Source organism: Phaeodactylibacter luteus, assembly GCF_007993045.1.
GTDB lineage: Bacteria > Bacteroidota > Bacteroidia > Chitinophagales > Saprospiraceae > Phaeodactylibacter > Phaeodactylibacter luteus.
Map to the genome: position 1 here is coordinate 1 of NZ_VOOR01000018.1, position 19,019 is coordinate 19,019.

Annotated in this window: 17 protein-coding genes and 1 tRNA gene; 6 read left to right on the forward strand and 12 right to left on the reverse strand. The window is 54.7% G+C overall.

Going from position 1 to position 19,019, the window contains the following annotated elements; all coding sequences use genetic code 11:
- The first annotated feature begins 334 nt into the window (after positions 1–334).
- Entirely contained in the window at positions 335–1,684 is a 1,350-nt protein-coding gene (gene mtaB, locus FRY97_RS10090; protein WP_147167398.1) for a tRNA (N(6)-L-threonylcarbamoyladenosine(37)-C(2))-methylthiotransferase MtaB, read from the forward strand.
- 80 nt (positions 1,685–1,764) lie between these two features.
- Positions 1,765–2,919, forward strand: a complete 1,155-nt coding sequence (locus FRY97_RS10095) for a prolipoprotein diacylglyceryl transferase (RefSeq protein ID WP_147167399.1) — start codon at positions 1,765–1,767, stop codon at positions 2,917–2,919.
- Here the strand turns inward: FRY97_RS10095 and FRY97_RS10100 are convergent.
- On the reverse strand, positions 2,873–4,036 hold the full coding sequence (locus FRY97_RS10100; protein WP_147167400.1) for a glycosyltransferase family 4 protein: 1,164 nt from the start codon (positions 4,034–4,036) through the stop codon (positions 2,873–2,875). The two genes, FRY97_RS10095 and FRY97_RS10100, sit on opposite strands and share 47 nt — an antisense overlap.
- A gap of 65 nt (positions 4,037–4,101) precedes the next feature.
- Entirely contained in the window at positions 4,102–4,509 is a 408-nt protein-coding gene (locus FRY97_RS10105; protein WP_170254577.1) for a LytR/AlgR family response regulator transcription factor, read from the reverse strand.
- Between the two features lie 377 nt (positions 4,510–4,886).
- Between FRY97_RS10105 and FRY97_RS10110 the strand changes: the two genes are divergently transcribed.
- Positions 4,887–6,428, forward strand: a complete 1,542-nt coding sequence (locus tag FRY97_RS10110) for a hypothetical protein (protein WP_147167402.1) — start codon at positions 4,887–4,889, stop codon at positions 6,426–6,428.
- 46 nt (positions 6,429–6,474) lie between these two features.
- Here FRY97_RS10110 and FRY97_RS10115 read toward each other — a convergent pair whose 3' ends face one another.
- From FRY97_RS10115 to FRY97_RS10125, 3 genes are all read right to left on the reverse strand, one after another.
- Entirely contained in the window at positions 6,475–6,684 is a 210-nt protein-coding gene (locus tag FRY97_RS10115) for a hypothetical protein (RefSeq protein WP_147167403.1), read from the reverse strand.
- A gap of 200 nt (positions 6,685–6,884) precedes the next feature.
- Positions 6,885–6,958: transfer RNA gene (locus tag FRY97_RS10120), tRNA-Ile, on the reverse strand.
- 161 nt (positions 6,959–7,119) lie between these two features.
- Positions 7,120–7,935 carry a mechanosensitive ion channel family protein gene (locus FRY97_RS10125; protein ID WP_147167405.1) on the reverse strand — a complete coding sequence of 272 codons (816 nt, stop codon included), beginning with the start codon at positions 7,933–7,935 and terminating at the stop codon, positions 7,120–7,122.
- A gap of 462 nt (positions 7,936–8,397) precedes the next feature.
- Between FRY97_RS10125 and FRY97_RS10130 the strand changes: the two genes are divergently transcribed.
- A complete protein-coding gene (locus FRY97_RS10130) occupies positions 8,398–8,886 on the forward strand; it encodes a regulatory protein RecX (protein WP_147167406.1) in 489 nt (162 codons plus the stop codon).
- Here the strand turns inward: FRY97_RS10130 and FRY97_RS10135 are convergent.
- Positions 8,883–10,037: a vWA domain-containing protein gene (locus FRY97_RS10135; protein WP_211356845.1), complete on the reverse strand. Its 1,155-nt coding sequence runs from the start codon at positions 10,035–10,037 to the stop codon at positions 8,883–8,885. The genes FRY97_RS10130 and FRY97_RS10135 overlap by 4 nt on opposite strands.
- A gap of 234 nt (positions 10,038–10,271) precedes the next feature.
- On the opposite strand from FRY97_RS10135, the gene FRY97_RS10140 reads away from it, so the two are divergent.
- Positions 10,272–11,372, forward strand: a complete 1,101-nt coding sequence (locus FRY97_RS10140) for a glycosyltransferase (protein ID WP_147167407.1) — start codon at positions 10,272–10,274, stop codon at positions 11,370–11,372.
- On the opposite strand, the gene rfbA is transcribed toward FRY97_RS10140, so the two are convergent.
- The 5 genes from rfbA to FRY97_RS10165 all read right to left on the reverse strand — a co-directional run bounded on the left by rfbA (position 11,369) and on the right by FRY97_RS10165 (position 17,181).
- A complete protein-coding gene (rfbA, locus tag FRY97_RS10145; protein ID WP_147167408.1) occupies positions 11,369–12,235 on the reverse strand; it encodes a glucose-1-phosphate thymidylyltransferase RfbA in 867 nt (288 codons plus the stop codon). The genes FRY97_RS10140 and rfbA overlap by 4 nt on opposite strands.
- 10 nt (positions 12,236–12,245) lie before the next feature.
- Positions 12,246–12,632, reverse strand: a complete 387-nt coding sequence (locus FRY97_RS10150) for a response regulator transcription factor (protein ID WP_147167410.1) — start codon at positions 12,630–12,632, stop codon at positions 12,246–12,248.
- A gap of 427 nt (positions 12,633–13,059) precedes the next feature.
- Positions 13,060–15,507 (reverse strand): TonB-dependent receptor, encoded by a 2,448-nt coding sequence (locus tag FRY97_RS10155; RefSeq protein WP_147167412.1) that lies wholly within the window; start codon positions 15,505–15,507, stop codon positions 13,060–13,062.
- A gap of 189 nt (positions 15,508–15,696) precedes the next feature.
- Positions 15,697–16,083, reverse strand: coding sequence for a YkvA family protein (locus tag FRY97_RS10160; protein WP_147167413.1), 387 nt, complete (start codon positions 16,081–16,083; stop codon positions 15,697–15,699).
- A 96-nt stretch (positions 16,084–16,179) separates the two neighbouring features.
- Complete coding sequence (locus FRY97_RS10165) at positions 16,180–17,181, reverse strand: tocopherol cyclase family protein (RefSeq protein ID WP_147167415.1); 1,002 nt, start codon at positions 17,179–17,181, stop codon at positions 16,180–16,182.
- Between the two features lie 115 nt (positions 17,182–17,296).
- Here FRY97_RS10165 and FRY97_RS10170 point away from each other — a divergent pair, with 115 nt between their 5' ends.
- Complete coding sequence (locus FRY97_RS10170) at positions 17,297–17,848, forward strand: ExbD/TolR family protein (RefSeq protein ID WP_147167417.1); 552 nt, start codon at positions 17,297–17,299, stop codon at positions 17,846–17,848.
- A gap of 94 nt (positions 17,849–17,942) precedes the next feature.
- On the opposite strand, the gene FRY97_RS10175 is transcribed toward FRY97_RS10170, so the two are convergent.
- Positions 17,943–18,593 (reverse strand): polysaccharide deacetylase family protein, encoded by a 651-nt coding sequence (locus FRY97_RS10175; protein ID WP_147167418.1) that lies wholly within the window; start codon positions 18,591–18,593, stop codon positions 17,943–17,945.
- Positions 18,594–19,019 lie beyond the last annotated feature (426 nt).

Here is a 19,019-nt window from a genome sequence, read left to right on the forward strand (position 1 = left end):
GCTTTTCGGGCTTTATAGCCTGGCATCGGCCTAGCGCTGCGAAGGGGGGGCGAAGGCCAGACCCGACGCCCGTAGGGCGAGGGGCCGAGCGGGCAGCGAGCCCCGTAGCATAGCGGCACCTGCCCGCTGCCCCCTCCTTGCGGCAGGGGCAGGCCCCTATCCTTACGGAGGGGGCAGGCCAAAAAAGCGACCATCTGGTTGGCGCCCAGTATAAACTGCTGATGGCTGGCGAAGTACGCATTAATCGCTAACTTTGCAGGGCCCCAACGGGTTATCTATCCGTTAATCATATTACGGGCCCGCCTACCGGGCCTTCAAAAGGAAGGGATACAGCATGGCTACACCACGCAGCGTTGCATTTTATACCTTGGGCTGCAAGCTCAACTACTCGGAAACCTCCGCCATAGGGCGTTTGTTTGAAGATGCCGGCTATGCCGTTCAGGAGTTCCAGGACGGTGCCGATATTTACGTCATCAACACTTGTTCGGTCACAGATTTTGCAGATAAAAAGTGCCGGCAGATAGTGAGGCGGGCGCTCAAGAAAGCCCCTGATGCGAAGGTAGTGGTAGTAGGCTGCTACGCACAGCTCAAGCCTGAAGAAATTGCTGAGATAGAAGGCGTAGACCTTGTGCTTGGCGCAGCCGAAAAGTTCCGTATCCTCGATTTTGTAGAAGAGCTCAGCAAGGCGCCTGGCAAAGGGATGGTCCGCGCAGGAGAAGTGGCCGAGGCCAACGAGTTTGTCAATGCTTTTTCCTTTGGCGACCGCACCCGCTCCTTTCTGAAAGTGCAGGATGGGTGCGATTACAAATGCACCTTCTGTACCATCCCGCTCGCCCGGGGGCGCAGCAGGAGCGACACAGTGGAGAATGTACTGGCCAACGCTCGCCGGATAGGAGATATGGGCGTGCGCGAAATTGTGCTCACCGGTGTCAATATTGGCGACTTCGGCAATGGCACAGAGGTGATCGAAGGGGTACGCCCTAAGAAAGAGGCGATGTTCATTGACCTTATCCGCGAGCTCGACGAGGTGGAGAATATAGACCGGTTCCGTATCTCTTCCATTGAGCCCAACCTCTGCACGGATGAAGTCATCCGCTTTGTGGCGCAGTCCCGGCGCTTTGTCCCGCACTTCCATATGCCTTTGCAATCGGGCAACAATAAGCAGCTGCGCGAAATGCGACGGCGCTACAAACGGGAGCTTTATGAAGACCGGGTGGCCCAGATCAAGGCGCTGATGCCCCACTGCTGCATAGGAGTTGATGTGATTGTAGGCTTCCCGGGCGAAACGGAGGACGATTTCCTGGAAACCTACCGTTTCCTCAATGCGCTGGACATCTCCTACCTGCATGTCTTCACCTACAGTGAGCGGCCTAATACACCGGCTTATGAGCGAGCCGACCACGTAGATATGGAAGAGCGCCGGCGGCGCAATAAGATGCTGACCATCCTCAGCGAGAAAAAGCGCCGCCATTTTTATGCACAGTTTGAGGGCGGGACAAGGGAGGTCCTTTTTGAGCAAAGCAAAGAGGAGGGCCGGATGTCGGGCTACACTGACAACTATCTCAAAGTAGATCTGCCCCTTCAGCCAGAATTGATCAACCGCCTTGGCGCTGTACATCTGGGCCAGCCACTGCCCAATGGGAGCATGAGCGCAGTACTGGCAGCACATCTTCCGGCAAGCTGATACCGCTTGGCTTTTGTATCCAAACCACTCGCTTTCAGTAGTTGGTGCCTTTACCTTAACCCTGTTCAATACGCCTCTGTATGTACCCGGACTTATCGTACTTTTTTCATGACTTGCTGGGCACCCCGGCCGACAACTGGCTATCGATTTTCAAAACGTTTGGCGTATTTCTGGTGCTCGCCATCCTTTCGGCTGCGTTCATCTTACAGCGGGAGCTGAAGCGGAAAGCCCAATTGGGGGTTTTCGAGCCAGAGAAGGTGCGCATTGAGCTCAACAAGCCGCCCAAGCCCATGGAGATCGCCTCGAGCGGCATATGGGGGTTTCTGCTTGGCTACAAGCTGGCCTATGCCCTGCTCAACTTCACGGCATTGAAAGCCGACGCAGCGGAAGTCCTCCTTTCCACAGCAGGCCACTGGCCCGCCGGGCTGTTGCTGGGCGCGGCTTTTGCCGGCTACCGCTACTGGGATGGCAACCGCAAAGCAAAGAGCGGTGGCAAGGCTGTAGTGCAACACCTTTATCCCCACGACCGCATAGGAGAAATCACCATGATAGCTGCGCTTTCTGGGGTAATAGGGGCGAAGTTTTTTGCTGTGATTGAAGATATCCCTGCCCTCCTGGCCGATCCGCTGGGCACTTTGCTTTCTGGGGGCGGGCTGGCCATATACGGCGGGCTTATTTTTGGCTTCCTCTTCGTGGCGCTCTACCTGAAGCGGAAAAACATCCCAATTGTACCCGTGCTCGATGCAGTGGCGCCAGCCTTGATCATCGCATATGGCGTGGGGCGGCTGGGCTGCCATTTCTCTGGAGACGGCGACTGGGGCATTGTCAATGCAGCGCCTGTGCCTGTTTGGTGGTTCCTTCCGGACTGGGCATGGGCTTACGACTACCCGCACAATGTGCTGCGCAGAGGGGTAGAGATTGCAGGCTGTGAGATGAAGTACTGTACCCGCCTGAGCCCGCCGGTCTACCCTACGCCAATTTACGAAACGGCTATGGCTTTTGGCATAGGCGGGCTGTTGCTTGGCCTGAGGAAAGCTGCCGCCGGCTACCCAGGGATATTGTTTTTCCTTTACCTTACGCTCAACGGGGTAGAGCGCTTTTTCATAGAGAAGGTGCGCATCAATGAAGTATACGAGCTGGGCGGGCTAGGCTATACACAGGCTCAGCTCATTGCCATAGCCTTATTCCTTATTGGCCTGGGCGGAGCTGTTTTCGTTTATCGCCGCCACCGTTAGCCACTTCGTACAGGCTCGCTGCGACTATTTCGGCCGTTTTCTCCCAAGAGTAATGCTGCTGCTGCTGCCTGCCACAGGCGATCAGTTGCTGTTGTAGTGGCTCGTCGTAGGCGAGGCGGGCCATGGCGCTTGAGATATCCTCCACCCGGTAGGGGTCTATGAGCAGTGCAGCTGGCCCGGCCACCTCTGGCATGGAAGAAACAGCAGACGTGATGATGGGCACTTCCACCTGCATCGCCTCAAGCAGGGGCAGCCCAAAGCCTTCGAACAAGGAGGGGTATACAAAGCCCATTGCGCCCCCCATCAGCAGAGGGAGCTCTTCATCGGGCACGAAACCGGTAAAATGGATGTGGGCCTTGTGGGCTGCTGCCTCGAAAGCAGCTAGCACGGGGCCCGGCTGCCAGGCAAAACGGCCCGCCAGGATCAAGCGCGCTGGGTGCCCGGTCTGCCTTTTGAAGGCATCGAACGCCTCAATCAGGCGGTGGATGTTTTTCCGCGGGTGGATGGCGCCAACATATAGCCAATAAGGGGCCCCCTCTGCATAACGGCTGCGGGCTTCTGCTTTTCCTGATTCCTCCAGCGGCTGCAAACTGCTGCGCCCCGCATTCCCGCATACCGACACCTTCTCCGTAGAGATGCCGTACCGGGCTGCCACATCTTCTGCGGTATAGCCTGATACGGTCAGTATGTGCTGCGCACGCCGGCAGTATCTTGGGGTGAAATGCCGGTAATACCTGTTGACCAGCCCTGGGACGTGCTCCTGGAAGTGCTCAAAAGCAAGGTCATGTATGGTAAGCACTGTGGGGGTTTTTGCAGAAAGGGACAAATACCCATCAGGGGAGAACAACACATCGGGCTTGTAGTAGCGAAGGGCAAGGGGCAAGGCCCACTCAAACCAAGCGTACCAAAGGACAGGGTGGCGGGCTGGAGGAGGCACTACTATAGGGTTGACATTGTTTGCGTAGCAGAATGTTTCTGAGTAGGGGCGGTCGAAGAAAAAAAAGAACTCGTGCTCCGGGCAGGCTTCTACAAGCCGCCGGCATACCTCATGGGTGTACCGGCCGATGCCTTCGAGCCGACCGGCGAGCAGGAAACGGGTATTGATGGCTATTTTCATGCGCTTCAGCAGATAAAGGGCTGGCAAAGCTAGGGAAAACAGCCGGGCTTTGTGCAGGGCAGAGGTTATTCTACGCTGAAGTAATCACGCAGGGTCTGCCAAAATTCGCTCCGCCGGGCTTGTGCCACCGGTATCTCCTGTCCATTGTCCAATACCACATAGGCGTTCCTGCCCCGTACATAGCGCTCCAAGCAGGTAAGGTTGACCGTGTGCGAGCGGTGCACCCGCACAAACTCCGCCCGCCCATGCAGCAGGCGCTCCGTGTGGCGAAGGTTCTGTGACAGCAGGGTCCGGCTGCCATCCTTGAACCAAATACTGGTGTAATTCCCTTCAGCCTGCAGGTAAAGGATATCTGCAGGCTTGCGGAAGAGCAGCCCCTCCATGACCGGGAAGGCTACTTTGGCCGGTGCTTTCCCTGGCACAGGGCGCAAGCTATTTAGCCGGGAGGCTCCTTTTAGTAAGATTGTTTTCATAGCACAAGTTTGGAGATCTGTGGAAAATCCAGTTTTGGTTTTACTCATTGCCAGAACTCCGCACAATATGAATGAAAAGACCGCTATTGGCAATTCAGTATTTGTACAATTGTCAGGTTTCTGAAGTGCAGATAATCTTGTACTTTGCACAGCTATTTCAGCCCGGTCGGCGTTTAGGGGTTGTTCCTATTGCAGAGCAACGCTTTATGAACCTGGCTTCCTCGGTAAATTTTCATTTAGCCTGCTAAGCTCAAATTTAGTGGCTTTTCCAGATCCCAGGTGGCCATGCTGGCACAGCAGGCGGGCCTGAATCCTTGATTTTTAAGGCGAAACCGCTCCCAGCAAGCGTTTAAGCCGCACCACAACCACCTCAGTTTATGCCAAAGACACCCTCTCATAAGCTTTTCGACCTCATCAAAGGGCTCTCCGGCTCTGAGAAAAGGTACTTTAAAGTATACGCAGGGAAGCAGGCAGGCCCAGATAGCAAGTACCTGCGGCTATTCGATGCTATAGATGCACAACAGTCTTTTGATGACGGCCTGCTGCGCAAAGCCGTTTACGGGAACAGCCCTGTACAAAGCCGGAAGTACTCCGAGCTGAAAAGTTACCTCTATGACTGGGTGTTGAGGAGCTTGCAGGGGTACGATGAGAAGACCTCAGCGGACTACAGGATCAAGCACTATTTGCTGAGCATACGGGTGTTGTTCCGGCGCTCCCGCTTTGATGCCTGCCAGGAAATATTGGCCAAAGCAAAGAAAACGGCCCGGCAGTACGAGCAGTTTACTGCACTGCTAGACCTATTGGGGTGGGAAAAGCAGCTGGCTTATGCAAGGGCCGATATCGACTACCTAGACGAGGCCCTCCCCCGCATCAGCGAGGAGGAACGTTTCACCATCGAGCAGCTACAGACGGTCTCGGCCTACCGCAACCTTTTCTTCCGGCTGCTAGTCTCCTTGCGCAAAGACGCCTCCCTGATCGGGGCCGATTACCGGCAGAAGCTGGGCGAAGTAGTGGACGACCCCTTGCTGCAAGAGGCTTCGAGGGCCAACTCCCATCAGGCTCGGGTGTACTACTTCCGGACGCTTTCCATTTACCGGCTGGCCATCTCAGACCTACAGGGGTTTTATGAGCTCAGCCACGAGCTTATCCGCCTTATGGAGTCTCAGCCACACTTCTTGAAAGAAGACGTTTCGGAGTACATTTCTGCTCTGAGCAACCTCATCATGAGCTGTGGCCGGCTCGGGCGGCACGAGGAGCTGCAAGCGCATTTGCTGAAACTCAAGCAAGTGCCCCCGCTCACTTCCGATGACGAGCTGAAGATACACCGGCAATATTATCAAAACCGTTTCTCGCTCTGCATTGCCCGAGGGGAGTTTGAGCTGGGCATGAAGGAGCTCCGGGCCCACCTAAAAGCCCGGGAGCGTTTTGAGGCTCATTTCTTCGAGACCCCTACGTTTTTCTACAACTACTTCTACATTGCCTTCGGTGCCGGGGCATACGATGAAGCCCTTGCTTTCCTGAATCAGTGGCTCAACTTAGACTACACGGTAGAGCGGCAAGACCTGCAAGGCATCGCGCGCATACTCAACCTTATTGTACACTTTGAGCTGGGCAACTATGTATTGCTCGACTCCTTGCTCAGGTCGACTTACCGCTACCTGAAGAAAAGAGGGCAGCTGCACAGAATGGAGCAGGAGCTGCTAAGCTTGCTCAGGAAGGCCATCAATGCGCCATCGAAGCAGGATTTATTAGGGGCCTACAGCAGCATTAAAGATGCGTTTGAGCGGGGCGAGCCCGCTCAAACGCAAAGCTTTTTCACCAAAGCATTTGACATCATGGCCTGGCTGAAAAGCAAAATTGAAGGCCGCACCTTCGCTGAAGTGCTGCAAGATCAATATGAGCGGGCGCGTTCTGCCTGACAGCTTGAGCAGCTGCGGTGCATAGTTGAAAAGGAGGGGGCTGCTTCTAGCCAAATAGCGTGCTCTGCTTGTTGGTGTCCGATTTGAGGTCGCGCTGAATGAGCTCATTGCGCACATCCACGCCTTCCCAAATAAAAGATCCCGTAAAACCTGGGCCTGATGGGCTGTACTTATAGCCACCTTTTACCTTTACGGCTTTGCCCTTTTCAAGCCTTGCCGATTCGAATTGATTGATGCTGAGTTTACGTTTTTTCATGACGCTCCTTATTTTCTCCTAAAAATGAATAGCCCACGGCCCTTGATATCAAAGGCTACTCCGGGCAATGTACAATATAAGGCTTTATGCTCCACGGATTCAAACCTAAAAGTGCTATAAGTCAGCATGCTAACAAGCCTGACTACAAAAACTTCAGCTGATACGCAAAAAGCCCCAGCTGTCGCTGAGGCTTTTCTGTGTGGTCCCACTTGGGCTCGAACCAAGGACCTACTGATTATGAGTCAGTTGCTCTAACCAGCTGAGCTATGGGACCCTAAGGCGGCTGAATGCAGCATGATCAAGCTTTACAAAGCTGTAAAAGGAACAGCTGCATCCGGCACGCGCAAAATTACAGATAATTGCTTTCTCTTGCAAGAGGCTTCTACATAAAAGAGAGAGCTGTTGCCGCTCGGCTACTCAAAAAAGGAAACCCTTTTAGTTCAGCTTATCTAAGTGAATGTCCATTTGTGGAAAAGGGATCCCAATATCATTGGCATCAAATTCCTTTTTGATGCGCTCGAAAAAGACCTTGTAGGCAGGCCAGAAGTGCTCGTTCTTTGCCATAAAGCGGACCGCAAAATTTACTGAGCTGTCTGCCAGCTCCTTCACGAAGATGTCGTAGCCCGCATCGAGTTCGATATTCGGCAGCCCTTTTACGACTTCCTCTATGATATTGCGCGCCTTATCGATATCGTCATCGTAGCCTATGCCTACAGTAAGATCGTGGCGGCGGATGCCTTGTACGGTGTAATTTTGGATCGCCCCGCCGGTCACCTGCCCGTTCGGGATGATGATCAGCCGGTTGTCTAGTGCTACAAGGACCGTATGGAAGATGTGGATGTCCTTGACGGTACCGGCATGCCCTCCGGCTTCGATAAAGTCCCCTACGCGGAAGAACCGGAAGATCAGGATCAGCACCCCACTGGCAAAGTTGGCCAAATTGCCCTGTAGCGCCAAGCCTACTGCAAATGCCATTGCGCTGAAAATAGCGACAAAGGAGGTCACTTCTATCCCGAACATGGAAGCAACGCTCAATAGGAGCAGCACCTTGAGCCCTATACTGACCAAAGAGCCCAAAAAGTCGCGAACGGCTTCATCCTCTATGGTTTTCGACATCGCTTTTTTCGCCACGCGCGTAATGCGCCCGATCACCCAAAAGCCGATGATGAGGGTCAGAATAGCCCCCACAACTTGCATGGCATAGGCAGCGATAAAAGTTTGTACTTGTGCTAGAATTTCGTTAAAATCCATAAGTTGATAATTACTGTTTTAGGGTTGAACAAAGGTCTGTTTTGCTAAGGAAATAAATTTCCGGACTTTAGCCGTGCCTGGCTGCTATATGATGAGGGAAATTTAACGTTCTCTTCACTTGTGCCAGGCTTAGCATGTTTTATAGCAACGGGATAAACTGCCGGGGGTTCGCTACGGCTATAGCCTAGACGAGCAAGTGGGCCGCTGCAAAACAGATTGTCTTTTTGGGCCTGCCCCTGCGCAATGTGAGGGGGCCTGCCCCTGCCCGATGGCAGGTGCCGCTATGCTCCGGGGCTCGCTGTCCGCTCGGCCCTACCGGGCTTGCCACCCCTGCGCAGCGCTAGGCCGATGTCAGACCATAAAGCCTAAACGCCTGCGGCATTTTGGTTTACGCTCAAGTAGGTAAAGGCCACTCCAAAGGCCTGTTCCCTGTACGCTCAACTATTAGAAACCTGTCCAACTATGCCCAAATGGTACTCAAAAGAAGAAGCCCTGGCCAAGCTGCAGCACTTTTGCGCTTACCAAGACCGCTGCCATCAGGAGGTACGCCAAAAACTGATGGATATGGGCGTATACCCGGATTGGCGGGAAGAAATCATCACAGAACTGATACAAGATAACTTCCTCAATGAGGAACGGTTTGCCCAAAGCTTTGCCCGGGGGAAGTTCCGGATGAAGCAGTGGGGGCGGCAGCGCATTGCACGGGAGCTGAAGCAACGGCAAATTTCCGACTACTGCATCAAAAAGGGGATGGCCGAAATCTCAGAGCCGGACTACCAGCAGGCACTTCGGGAGCTGCTCGAAAAGAAGGACAGGCAGCTGCAGGAAAGCGACCCTTGGGCAAGAAAGGCTAAGCTCGTCCGCTATGCGCTCAGCAAAGGCTTCGAGAGCCAGCTCACCTGGCCTGCCGTACATCAGTTGGTTGACAGCGGGGCGGAGGGGAATAGCTAGCGCAACTGCCGTTGGAGCGCCTTCAGGCTTTCTGCATTGTGGCCAGGTGCAAAAACATCAATATATGGCATGGCGGCTTGCATCCCTTGGGTTTCCGGTTCGTAGGCTTGGCTGCCAGCCAGAGGGTTCAGCCAGATGACCTTGCCAGCCCTTTGATGAATACGCTTCATGCTCTCGCCAAGCAGGGCGGTATCGCCAGTGTCCCAGCCATCGCTCATGATGATGACCACCGTCTGTTTGTTCAACAGCCGGTTGGCATGTTCATTGCTGAAGGCGTGAAAAGACTCGCCAATACGGGTCCCCCCAGACCAGCCGGGCACTCGCCCGGAGAGCTCCGAAAGGGCCTGCCCAAAATCGCGCTGCCGCAGCGCCGCTGTTGCCCGGTAGAGCTGTGTGCTGAAAACAAACGTCTCTATGTGCTGATAGGCAGACTGTAAACCGTACATGAACTGTATAAGGAAACGGCTGTACAGGTCCATGGATTTGCTCACATCGCAAAGCAGGACAATCTGCTTCTTGTGGCGGGCAGGCTTGTAATAGCGCAGCTCCAGCAGCTCCCCGCCCCGGCGCATATTGGTGCGCAGGGTACGCCTGAGGTCCAGCTGCAAAGGTTTGGGGCTGGCTTTCCTGCGCCGGCTTTCCCGCCTGGCCAGGGCACGCGCAATGCGTGCTATGAGCTGCCTCATCTCTTCCATTTCGGCTTCGGCCAAAACCGAAAAATCTTTATGCGACAAAGCCTCTTGAGCGCTGTAAGCGGCCATTTCGGCCTCCTCCTGCTGGGTGTTGCCCTGCAGCCAGTTTTTGATGTTCATCAGGCTGGGCTCCTGAGCGCCCCTTTTGGGCTTCTGCTTTTGGCCTGGCTCAGGCGCTCCGTCTTTCAGCTTCGAATCAACAGCTTTGTCTAGTTCCCGCCAGTATTGTGTGTACAATTCATCAAAGGTGTGGAGCTGGGCGTACGTCCGTGCCAAAGCTGCGCGCAGGCAGAGCTGCATGGCCTCAGGGCTGTGGAATGGCGCGATGGCCAGTAAGGCTTGCAGCGCATCCGCCTCTTCCCTGGGCCCGACGGTGTACCCTTTCTGCCGTAGGAAGCGGCAGAAGGCTACAACATTTGCGGTCAGCGTGGTTTGCCTTTTGATCAGCGGGCGGTCCATAAGCGAGCGGGTTGTTCTTTTCCCCAGGCGGAGGGCTCCTCTGCCATCGGGCACCCACAGTTGTAAGTGCGGCAAGAGCTGAATGCCAGCATGGCGAAAATCAAAATACAGGTTATCTTTCGGGGCACCATTTTACAGTATTTCTTCTAAATTAACGAAACCAGAGCAATTGCCGGTAATGAAATCGGGTACTTTGTCTCAAAGGGGTACTTTCCTGTCTTTTCAAATAGTGCGATGCCCAAGAAGCTGAATATCCTTGTTGCTGCCTTAGACTGGGGGCTGGGCCATGCTGCCCGTTCCTTGCCCCTTATTGATGAGCTCCGGCATCAGGGCGCTCAGCCTGTTCTGGCCTCAGCAGGCCGGGCCGGGCGGTTCCTACAGGCTGAGCGGCCCGGATTGCCCTATCTCCCGCTGCCAGCCTATGACATCCGCTACGCCTCTGCTTCTATGGTCTGGAACATGGCCAGGCAAGGGCCCGGGCTTTTGAAAACGGTCATGGCAGAACACCATGCACTGCAAGGCTATATCCGGCGGCACCAAATAGGAGGGGTCATCTCCGACAACCGTTTTGGATGCTTTACCAAGGCCTGCCCAACGGTTTTCCTCACTCATCAGCTCCACATCCGCACCCCGTCTCAATGGACAGGAGCGTTGGCCAATTGGCTCAACACGGGTTTCATCCGCCGATTTGGGGCTTGTTGGGTGCCCGATTACGAAGGGCATGCCAACCTAAGCCATGAGCTCGGGCACCCGCCCCTCAGCGGTTTGCCCACTTGCTACATTGGCGCACTTTCGAGGTTTTCTGCTCAAGGCCAGCCCGTATTGCCCCCACCTGCCTACGAGAGCATGACCGTGCTTTCCGGGCCAGAGCCTCAGCGCAGCCGGCTGGAGCAAGAGCTGCTGGCACAGTTGACGAGGCTGCCGGGGCGGCATTTGCTGGCACAGGGCATCCCAGTGCAAGGGGGGGCAAAACAGGTTGGCCGCGTAACGGTCTACCCTTACCTTGGGCAGCGGCAATTGGCTGTGCTGGCCCGCCAAAGCCAGGTGGTTATCAGCCGGCCCGGGTATAGCAGCCTGATGGACTGGTCAGCCCTTGGGGTACGACACCTCCTGCTCATCCCTACCCCAGGGCAGACCGAGCAGGAGTACCTTGCTCAACATTGGGAAAACAATGGGATGGCTGCCGTACAGCAGCAAGGGAGGGTTGCCTTGGCCCAAGGCTTGGCTGCAGCCAAACGCACTGCCGAAAGCCCACTGCTGCCAGCGACCGGCAACAGCCTGCTGCGGCAGGCTGTTGCCGGTTTCCTGTCGCGGTGCAGGGCCTCGGCTGGCTAATCTTGCCGCAGCAGGTTCAGCAAATATTCCCCATATCCGCTTTTGAGGTATTTGTGCCCTAGTTTTTCCAGCTGCCCGGCATCGATAAAGCCTTGCTCATAGGCCACTTCTTCAATGCAGCCAATCTTCAGCCCTTGCCGGTCCTCTATAACTTCTATGAACTGCCCAGCCTGGATAAGGGACTTGTGGGTGCCGGTGTCTAGCCAGGCCACCCCACGGCCCAAGACGCCAACCTTGAGCTTCTCCTCCCGTAGGTAGTGCTTGTTGACATCGGTGATCTCATACTCCCCTCTTGCACTGGGCTTTAGGTTTTTGGCAATATCGACCACTTCATTGTCGTAGAAGTAAAGCCCGGGCACTGCATAATTGGACTTTGGCTTGGCTGGTTTCTCCTCAATGGAGATGGCATTGAACCCTTCATCGAACTCTACGACCCCATAGCGCTCGGGGTCAGCGACCCAATAGGCAAACACCACGCCGCCTTCAGGGTTGGTGCTCTCCTTGAGCAGCTGGTCCAGGCCAGCCCCGTAAAAGATGTTATCCCCTAAGATCAGGGCTGCAGGGTCGCCGTCGATAAAATCTTCGCCCAGTACAAAAGCCTGGGCCAGCCCATTGGGCTCATGTTGGGGGATGTAGGAGAAATTGCACCCGATTTCGCTCCCGTCCCCCAGGAGTTTCCGGAAATTGGGAAGGTCATGGGGTGTGGAGATGATGAGGATATCCCGTATGCCAGCAGAAAGGAGCGTGGACAAAGGATAGTAGATCATCGGCTTGTCATAAACAGGCATGAGCTGTTTGCTGACAGCTAGCGTGAGCGGGTAGAGGCGGGTGCCGAGCCCGCCGGCAAGGATAATTCCTTTCATGAGGATTTGGTTATTTTAAAGCAGCCTGAGCTTCGAAAATGCACCTGATTCGGATGACCAGCTCTACCGGCTTAAAAGGCTTGGTTACAAAGTCGTTAGCCCCTAAGCGCATGGCTTCGGCAATGGCCTCTTCGTCATCCATAGGGGCTATCAGTATCACAGGGGTATCTTTTTGCTGGCTTTCCCGCAGGAAGGTGACCAGCTCTGTGCCTGAGATGTTTGGCAGGCTGATGTCCGTGACCAGGAGGTCAGGCGGGTCGCTTTGGAGCAGGGCTTTGGCTTCTTCTCCATCAGAAGCTAGGGTCAGCTCGTAGCCTTGCTTTTGCAAACGGAACTTGAGCGCTGTCAAAAGGATTTCCTCATCTTCGCAGATCAGGATTTTCTTGATGTCTTTCATAGGCGGTGGGTATGCAAACGGGCACAGCAGCCAAGGGGGTTAGTTTTAGAGGCCTTGTGCCGGCATTCTCCCAAATATAAGACAAGTTGTGCAGAGTCGCCGAATATGGGGAGGGCCTTAGGGCGTAAACTAAGATGCTACGGGCGTTTATGCCTTTAGGGCTTTAGCCTGGCATTGGACTAGCGCTGCGAAGGGGTTTAAGCCCGATAGGGCCGAGCGGATAGCGAGCCCCGTAGCATAGCGACCCCTGCTGTCAGGCAGGGGTAGGCCCATCACATTGCGCAGGGTCAGGTTAAAAAGAAACGGCAATCTGGCTGTCGCCCGGGCCTTGCTGCTGCAAACGGTATGCCTGCTGGGGAGCGCCAAATAAAAGCCCTGGGGTGTTCATGGCCCCAGGGTGCTTAGATGGTTTACTTTCGTGGAATGGTCAATCTCCCCCCAAGCGGCCAGCCTCATCTTCCAGGCCTGTATTGCGGCGGCGCGACTTGATATTTGGGTTGCCAAAGCTGTAGTTCATGCTTACGCTGATGCGCCGGCTGTCCCAGCGCCCGCTGCCGCGGGAAACCAAGCCTGCAAAATCTGAGCGCCCGTCCCAGCCTGTCTCGTAGAACAAGTCGTCTGCACTGACGCGGAGGTTGAGCTTGTCTTTGAAGAACTTGCGCTGCAGCCCCAGGTTGAGGCTCCAGTTGCTTTCGTACTCAAAGACCCCGCCCCATACGCCCGGGCCGCTATAGTAGCCAGAGATTTCGCCCTGCAGCTGGAACGGCAGGTTGAAGGTGTGCTGCTGATAAACGGTATAGGTAAAGGCCTGTAGATCTACGACCGCACCGTTCCCATAATCGGCCTGATTGTCCAGGTGAGAAGCGCTAAGGTTGAAGTAAGCATTCCATTTTTCCGAAAACTGAACGGGTGCGCTAGCATTGAAGCTGACCACCGTTTGGCTGGCGAGGTTGTCCCAGGTGATGAAGCCGGCCCGGGGGTCGTTCTCATCGGGCGCCATAAGGCGGGTGATCTGATCGGTTGTTTTGCTGTAAGCCAGCTTGAAGTTGTAGCGGTAGGCCAGGGTATAGCCTAGCTCAATATTGTTGACGATCTCCGGCTGAAGGAAGGGATTGCCTTTTTCGTAAGACAGCTCACTGATTTGGTTGTTGAAGGGGTTGAGGACGTTGTAGTCCGGGCGGTTGATCCGGCGGCCGTAATTGAGTGCAAGGGAATGATTGGGGGCGGCCTGCCAAGTCAGGCCTACATTGGGGAAAAAGTTGAGGTAGTTGAGCTCCACGGGCGGCTCCTGCAGCTCCGGCCTGAAGGCTTGCAGATCTCCGGTAGCATCGGTCTGCTCTGCGCGCACCCCTGCGGTAAAGTTCCACTTTTCGCCCAGCTGCCGCGCATAATTGATGTAACCGGCATAGACATTTTCATCGTAATTGAAAAGGTTGGAGGAGTTGTCGTTCCTTACCGGCTCCCCGGCCAAAACATCAAAGAAGAGGAAAGTATTATCAGATACGACTTTGCTCAGCTTTAGCCCGGTGCTCATTTTGCCGCCCCACAGCGCCTGTTCGTAATCTGCTTTGAAGGTATAAATATCGATATCGGTTGGGGTGTCAAAGCTATTGATGACCTCGCTCAGCAGCTCGCCTTCATTGGCGTCAAAGTACTGATTGGGCTGGAAGCGCACGCTCTCGTTGCGGAAGCGGCCATAGTCGGCATCGATATTGAGCGTACGCCCTTTGCCATTATCGAAGCGGTAATTGAGGTTGAAGGTCTGCTGCTGCCGCTCGTCCATAGATGTATTGCGGGCGACGAGGATGCTATCAGGCTGCTCTCCTGATATAGACAAGTTGAAAATTTCGATCCGGTTGAAAGCCCGGTGTTCACCATTGAAGCCACGGCCGTCAGCCAAGAACCCGATGGTGTGCTTATTGCCAAGGAAGAAGTCGGCGCCAAGCCGGTAATTGAAGTTTTGGCGCTCATGCCGATGGTCGTTGATTTCATCAAGCCGTAGCCCGTTTTGTAGGCTGAGGAACTTCATCTCATTGAAGCCTTCCCCCTCTGCTATGCCGGCGGCAGCAAAAACGTTGAGGTGCTTGTTCCGGAAGTTACCGCTAGCGTTCAGGTTGGAGCGGTTGAACCGGCCTTGGCTAAAGGTGCCGTTGAGGGAGCCGTTGGCGCCTACTTTGTCGTCTTTTTTCAGGCGGATATCGATGATGCCTGCATTGCCTTCCGCTTCGTATTTGGCGCCCGGGCTGGTGATGATGTCTATGCGGTCGATCTGATCGGCAGGGAGGTTTTGCAGGAAACTGCTCAGGTCTTCCCCGCTCAGCGGCATGCGTTTGCCATCCACGTAGAGCAACACCCCTGAGCGGCCGAGCACATTGATGTTGTCGTTGTTGTCTACGGTCACCCCTGGCGCTTTGCGCAGCAAGGTGAGCCCATCCGAGCCTGTGCTGTTGATGGTGCCTTGAACGTTGAACACCGTGCGGTCGGGCTTGACCTCCACCATGGCCCTTCGGGCAGTGACAGTGGCTTCGGCCAGCTCTATCGAAGTGGAGCCGAACTGAAGGGCCCCGAGGTCATAGGGGGCGCCAGGCTGTAGTTGTATGCCGGCTTTCCAAATATCAGCAGCGCCAACATAGGAAGCTTTGAGCAGGTATTCCCCTACAGGGAGGGATTGGAACCGGAACAGTCCAGCGTCGTCGCTCACTTCCACTTTGACCATGGCTGTATCCGAGGCCTGGTAAAGGATGACATTCGCAAAAGGCACGGGCGCTTTCGTTTCATCGAGCAGCTGCCCGCGCAGGCTGCCCTCCTGAGCCCAAGCTGGCATGATGAGCGCCAACGCGAGGGACAATGATAGCAATGAGATAAAGTTTTTCATACAGTCGGGTGTTTGTAGCTGGAGCAGGCAGGTACCTGCCCCATTTGAATAATGGCCTGGCTATTGGGTATAGCCTTGACTAACCGACTGCAATATTCGGGCGTAGTTGCAGTACCGCCTATTTTTTTCGATAAACGTAAAAGGGAAGAGGGAAGTAAGCAATTTTAGCCCCTTCGGGAGCGGGCCGGGCTACAGTTTTTCATCCACTTCCGCCAGGGCTTCTTCATCATAAGCCCCAAACCAAGTGGACAGGCGGCTTTTGGCTTTTGAGCGGACCCCTTCATCCACATAGGCGGCAATAGTGACCAGGCCGAAAGCCAGGACGCCTATATCGTCAGTGTACCCCAGCACGGGGGTCAGGTCTGGTACTGCATCGATAGGAGAAAGAAAGTAGCCCAAGGTGCCTAGCATGATATTCTTGGCCCAGGCAGGGGTCTCTTTTCGGCGGTAGGCATAAAACAGCAGGAGGGCTGTGTACACCGTTTTCAGCCCGGCCTGCCGGCCGTAATTTCGTATCTTCTGCCAGAAAGCCTGCTCAGAAAATTTCTTGATATAGGGCTTAAATGGATTCTTCATGTTTCGGCTGTGGTTTGTCCCGGCTTCTCAAATTAGGAATTAACTGGGGGAATAACAACCCGGATGCCCGGCAGGCCGGGCTGAGTGCGGTTATTTCTACGAACCGCCGCCCAGCACCGTCGAAAGCTCGCCTATCACATTGCCGGCTACTTCCAGCCCTGCATGCCGCCCTACGCCCTGGTACAGGCATTCCCCGCCTTTGAAGAATGCTGCCTTTAGCTCTGACTGTAGGCTTTCGCTCACCTTTCCGGCCATGGCGCCGCTTACCGGGGCAGCGAGCGCTCCCTGCCCGCCCCGCTGATGTGCCGTAATGGATAAGCGGTAATTTTTGCGGGAAAAGTCTAGCTGTACCGTTTTATGCTCCGTATCCACTTCAAGGGCGAGCTTTGCCCCGTTGTAAGTTGTGAAGGGGAATATCCTGCCCTCCCAGTGCCAGCCGGCGAGGTAGCCCGGGAAGTGGGTGCCTAGCCAAGGAATACGGGCTACTGATGCCATAAAGGACGTTCCTTCCTGCCCATCGAAGTGGTTGCTCTGCATCCATACCCAGCTTGAGGGGAAGGACCGCCCCCAATCCTTTTCCACATACCCCCGCCCGCCAGTGAAGTCTACTTCTTCCCCTTTTATTTTCAACACCCCTTCCAATCGGTGCCCCATGCTCACCACGCCATGGTAGCATTCCATGAATGGCACGAATGTATACCAGCCCATGATGCCTGGAGACCAGGGCCGGCTGGGCCAGGGGGCGAGGCGAGAAAAGGAGAGGGCCCCTTCGAGCTGTGGCAAGCCCAGCTGCAGCCCGCTTTCCCAAAACCGGTGCGGGCCCAGCTCTACCTCGAACCGGCCCGCAGAAGGGGCAAAGGCAGCTGCTGGATAAGCATGATATGCTGAAGTACAGGCTTTGCCATCCAGCACTTGCAAGAAAGCTTCGGCCTTGCCCTGCGGGTCCATAGCGATGCCCGGTATGAGGGCCAGGGCATGGCGCTCACAAGGGCTGACAATTTTGTAGTACCAGCCCTCAAAATAATTCCGGGTACGCCCCCAGCCGTGGTATTGGCTGGGGTTCCATAGCGCTTGCCAACGAGCCTGCCAGTTCTTCATGGTGGTAAGAGTTTGGCCGGGCACCAAAAGCGGTAGCCACAGCATCTTGGATAAAGATAGAAGTATAGCCCTTGATTTCTACGGGCGCATCATGTCTAATCAAAACCTAAGGCTCATGTTTAACAAAAAAACACGCAGATCGGCTGCTGCTATACAGGCCGGGTCCATGGCTGATATCGCCTTCTTGTTGCTCATTTTTTTCCTAGTGACTACTACCATTGCATCAGACACTGGCATCCGGGCATTGCTCCCCCCTTGGGGCAATCAGCCGCCTACGCCCCTGGCTGAGCGCAATGTCCTAAGCCTTTTCGTCAATGAGCAAGGGCAGGCCTTGTTCGAAGGGGAGCCCATGCCGTTAGCCGAGCTCTCTGTACGCCTACAGGAGAGCATACTCAACCGTCAGCAGCGCTCAGATTGGCCACGCAGCCCGCGCCATGCTGTCATAGCACTTCAGCACAGCAGGAGCACGCCTTACCAATACTACGTACAAGTGTATGATGCCCTACAGTCTGCCTATGCTGCTCTGTGGGAAGAGGAAGCACAGGCGAGGTTCGGGCAGGCGTACAGCCGCCTCAGCTCTACACAACAGGGGGCCATACGGAGCAGCTTGCCTATGACCATTTCCGAATCGGAGCCTTTCGGGGCAGAAGTGGCCGGGCAGCAATAAAAAAAGCCGCTCCCTTTGCCGGGGAGCAGCCCTCAATTCGTAATAACATTGCAGAATTCTTATCGCAGCCCGGGCTGAGCCGGTAGGATTGTCGTTATGCGCTTACCCGCACCTCAGGGAGGATCAGCTCGCGCTCGTTCAGCTTGCCAAACTGATAGCCTTCTTCAGCAAAGTGGCGGAGTACCTGCGGGAGCACTTCCTGCAGCTTGTCCTTGGCTTTAAGGCTATCGTGGAACACAATAATAGATCCAGGCTCCGCATTGTTCACCACATTGGACAAACATTGCTCTGCAGATATTTTCGGGTCGAAGTCTCCGCTGAGCACATCCCACATTACAATGCGGTAATGTCGCTGCAGGAACTGCGCCTGTTTAGGCTTCAAACGGCCGTAGGGCGGGCGGAAAAGCACCGAGTTCACACGGTTGGCGCAATGCCGTACGTTGTGGAAGTACGGGATGTTCTCTGTAGTCCAGCCGTTGAGGTGGTTGAAGGTATGATTGCCTACGGCGTGGCCAGCATCCACTACCTGCTGAAAAACGTCGGGGTACTTGCGCACGTTGTCGCCTACGCAGAAGAAAGTGCCTTTGGCATCAAAAGCTTTTAACTGCTCCAGCACCCAAGGGGTGACTGCCGGGATAGGGCCATCATCGAAAGTAAGGTAAACCACCTTCTCTTGTGCAGGGATCTTCCAGGTGAAGTTCGGGAAGAGGTTTTGGATAATTTGAGGCGTCTTAACGAGATACATTTGTTTTGGATTAAATATGTTCATGGTATGGGAATACGACAAATTGCTGACCTAAACACCTGAAAAACCTTAGCAAGCAGCTTGAACGGCATTCCATTCGTGCAAGCAACCCGAAAGGTGATCAGCAGTGCATTTCAGTCAGGGCAGGCTACAGGTTGTACGGCGGGCACATTGTAGCGAGAATAACTTGTTGAGGTTAGTTCAGTTGAATAAGACAACGCATGAAACTTGAAATTTGCTGCCTGAAAATTCACTTTTTTGCATTTTTTTTCTAAAAGCATTTTTTTTGGGCAACAGTTGGCTGTACAACGTGCGTGAAGGTTACAAATTGCTACGCTGGCCCCCTAAAAATCAGGATACCCGTGAATAATTTTGGATATTCGTGCACGAATAAGGGCGGCTTGCCGGCCTGTTTTACCAAAATCA